The organism is Mycobacterium sp. (assembly GCF_035603715.1).
In the GTDB taxonomy this organism is placed as follows: Bacteria; Actinomycetota; Actinomycetes; order Mycobacteriales; family Mycobacteriaceae; genus Mycobacterium.
Window position 1 is genome coordinate 1 of record NZ_DATNJW010000653.1, and the last position, 3,648, is coordinate 3,648.

The window sequence follows — 3,648 nt, forward strand, 5'->3', positions numbered from 1 at the left end:
TGACGTCGACCAGCGGCCCGTCCTTCTTGCCCTGGATCAGATCCTGCGAGGACGTCTGGACCGCCTTGCCCTCGAAGGTCATCGTCCAGGTGTCGAACGGCCCGATGCAGCGGAACCCGAGTCCGCCGGCGCCGAGCACGGTCGGACGCCCGTCGGGCCCATCGACCGGCCAACTAAAACCGTTGTCACGCAACCGGAACACCCGCCCGTCCGGAAAGGCGACGTTGACTTGGACGTCGTGCGCAGCCCAGTTCGCCGCGACGGCCTCAATTCCGATGCGCGGCAGTCCCACTGCGCCACGGTCGTCGACGACCCAGAAGCTCACCGAGTCGCGCATTTCCGGATCGTCGGGCTTGCGGGCGAATACCTGCTCACGCGCCGGGTCGATGCCACCGGTCAAATCAATTGCCATGTAAGCTCCTTGCGACGTAGTCGGCGAACAGCGGCCGGACCTTGTCGAGATCGATGCCGAACGCCACCGGGTCGGCGTGCGAGCTGGGCTCTCGTTCCAAGGCCGCCTCAGCCCACCAAGTGCGCATCCGCAATTCGAATTCGTCGCTGACCGGTTCGTCCAGCCACGCTTACAGCCCGCGGACCTCGCGGATGGGATCTGGCTGCATGGCGCGAAAGTCGATGTCGTAGAAGCGTTTATCGGCCTCGCCGTCGCGGAAGCGCAGCGCTCGCTGCATGCCGACCGACCAGTGCTCGACGTTGAGTTGGCCGAGGTAACGGCGATCCAGATGATCGGTGAAACCGCCGACGATGTCGGCATAGAGATCGGCCACCGACAAGATGACATCGGTCGGATCGCGGTGGGTCATCACGAACCGCGCGTCCGGGAACACCTCGTTCAACGCATCGAGCCACAACACGTGCGACGGCGACTTCAGCCGCCACGGCCGCGGGGGTTCGCCCCAGCTCAGCAGCTTCATCACCCGCCGCTGGTAGGCGTAGGTCGACGTCAGGTCGGCCTTTTCCACCAACCACGTCGAATAGGACGGAATCTGCGCAAACGCTTGGAAGATATGGGATTTGAAGTCCAGCGTCATCAGCTCGAGGCACTCCATCGGAGCATGGGTGCCGGTCGGCACGTGCGCTCTGGTGCCGACCTTGTTTCCCTCGTCCATGGGAATCCGCGGATCCGGGCCCGTCACGGTCGACGGCGGCGGGCACGGTTGTGACGACTCCCAGCGCCGCAGGTATCGGATCGCCGGATCCTGCGCGAGCAGCACCGACAATGCCGTCGAACCCGTACGCGGAAGACCCAATCCGATCAGCGGCGGCAAGAGTTCGACGTCGTCGATCTCCGGGTGACGGCGATACCAGTCCTCGACCTGCAACCGCTGCGACAACGCGTTGACGACGCGGGCGTAGATGAAGCCCTCGCCGCGCGCGTTGAGCCGGGCCTCATCACGCAGCGAGCCAAGTAGCAACTCGAGACCTTCGCGGAAGGAATCGTCGCCGAAGTCCTCGAGACCGGTCTGCGCCGCGGCGGCGGCGACGACGCCGTCGACATCGGCCATCATTAGCCCTTTCCGGAAAATCCGTGTCAGTATACTGACGCGATTATGAACGAGTTGTCAACGTCTCGGCGCAGCTATAACAGCCCGGCGCGGCAAAAGGCCGCCGCGGCCACGCGGGATCGCATCATCGATGCCGGCGTCCGGCTGGTACGCGGGTTCACCAGCTGGGACTGGGACGAGTTGACCTTCCGTGCTGTCGCCGAACGCGCCGAGATCAACGAGCGCACGGTGTACCGCCATTTCCCGACCGAGCGGCATCTGCACGACGCGATCATGGGCCGGCTGGAAGACGAGGCCGGCATTGCCTACGGGGACGTCGAGCTAGACAACTTCGCCGAGATGACGGCCCGGCTTTTCGCATCGCTGGGGCGGTTCGCGATCAAGGACTCGATCGGTGCGCCGCACGGAGCGGCTTTCGCGGGCGCCGAAGCCAAACGACACGATGCCTTGGACCGCGCCGTTGCCGCGCCACAGTTGCCGGATGCGCAGCGCCGCGCGCTGGCCGGTCTGCTCGACGTGCTGTGGAGTCCGCCCACCTACGAGCGGTTGGTCGGCGCGTGGAACCTCGACAAGACCGAAGCGGTCGAGGCCGTGCAATGGCTCATCGCGAAAGTCATTGCGGCGGTGCAGAACAACGAGGCGCCGATGCTACCGCGATAGCCGCTGCCGGGGCGTACACCCCCATGACCAGGGGTCAGCGACGAACTACACGACTTGGCAAGCGGTTTCGGTCGGGGAACGGGGACGTAACAGCTCCGCCGGATAATTGACACCTGCGGCAGTCGGCTTGGTAACGTCTTTTCACGGTTGACACTCCAGCCTCTCGGAAACATCGCGGCGGCGATCGAATTCCCCGCCGAAGAGCGCCTAAGCGCCGATGTAAGCCGCCACACCAGGTTTGCTTTTGTGCACTGGAGGTCCCCGTCGACCGCCGGTTCACCTGTTGAAACGGCTCCGCGCCGCCCGCGTGTGAGCCAGGGGATCTGACGTGAGCCGATTCACCCAGACCATGTACGACAACGCCCAGCGCAGCCTCAAGGGCATGATCACCGGGGAGCCCGACGCCCCCGTCCGGCATACCTGGGGTCAGGTGCACGAGCGCGCCCGCCGCGTCGCGGGCGGTCTGGCCGCCGCCGGCGTGCGGCACGGCGATGCGGTCGCAGTGCTGGCCGGGGCACCCGTCGAGATCGCCCCGACCGCCCAGGCCATCTGGATGCGCGGTGCCAGCATCACGATGCTTCATCAGCCGACGCCACGCACCGACCTGAAGCGCTGGGCGGACGAGACGACGGCCGTCATCAACATGATCCGCGCCACGGCCGTCGTGGTCTCCGATCCGTTTATGGCCGCGGCGCCGCTGCTTTCCCAACTCGGGATGCAGGTGCTCACCGTCGAGGAGTTACTCGACAATCGGCCGATCGAGCCGGTGGAAACCGACGAAGACGACGTTGCACTCCTACAACTGACGTCCGGCTCGACCGGATCGCCCAAAGCGGTCCGGATCAGTCATCGCAACGTCGTCGCAAATGCCGAGGCGATGCTCGTCGGCGCCGATGTCGACCCCGAATCCGACGTGATCGTGAGCTGGCTCCCGTGCTTCCACGACATGGGCATGACCGGCTACCTGACCGCCCCGATGTACTTCGGTATCGAGCTGGTCAAGATCACGCCGATGGACTTCCTGCGCGACACCCTGCTGTGGGCGAAGCTCATCGACAAATACCAGGCCACCATGACGGCGGCGCCCAACTTCGCTTACACGATGTTCGCCAAACGGCTACGCAAACAAGCTCAGCCCGGCCAGTTCGACTTGTCCACGCTGCGGTGGGCGCTCTCCGGCGCGGAGCAAGTCGAACCGGCCGACGTCGAGGACCTGTGCGAAGCCGGCGCGCCGTTCGGGTTGCGGCCCGAAGCGCTCGTGCCTGCCTACGGCATGGCCGAGACGACGGTTGCGCTGTCGTTCACCGAATGTGGCCGCGGGTTGATCGTCGACGAGGTCGACGCCGATCTACTTGCCTTGCTGCACCGGGCTGTCCCGGCGTCGCGGGGTAAGACCCGGCGATTGGCCTCCCTCGGCCGCCCACTCAAAGGGCTGGAGGCCCGGATCGTCGACCAGGACGGCAAG

2 protein-coding genes and 2 pseudogenes are annotated in these 3,648 nt (G+C 65.6%); 2 read left to right on the forward strand and 2 right to left on the reverse strand.

Features of this window, described 5'->3' with window-relative positions; translation table 11 throughout:
• A pseudogene (locus VN856_RS26415) lies at positions 1-412 on the reverse strand (hypothetical protein); the annotation flags it as partial.
• Positions 402-1,523, reverse strand: a pseudogene (locus VN856_RS26420) (sulfotransferase family protein). The pseudogenes VN856_RS26415 and VN856_RS26420, both read right to left, overlap by 11 nt.
• 45 nt (positions 1,524-1,568) lie before the next feature.
• Here VN856_RS26420 and VN856_RS26425 point away from each other — a divergent pair.
• Both VN856_RS26425 and VN856_RS26430 read left to right on the forward strand, forming a co-directional pair.
• A complete protein-coding gene (locus tag VN856_RS26425) occupies positions 1,569-2,183 on the forward strand; it encodes a TetR/AcrR family transcriptional regulator (protein WP_325694828.1) in 615 nt (204 codons plus the stop codon).
• A 328-nt stretch (positions 2,184-2,511) separates the two neighbouring features.
• A partial coding sequence (locus tag VN856_RS26430) for a fatty acyl-AMP ligase (protein ID WP_325694830.1) occupies positions 2,512-3,648 on the forward strand: 1,137 nt, incomplete at its 3' end.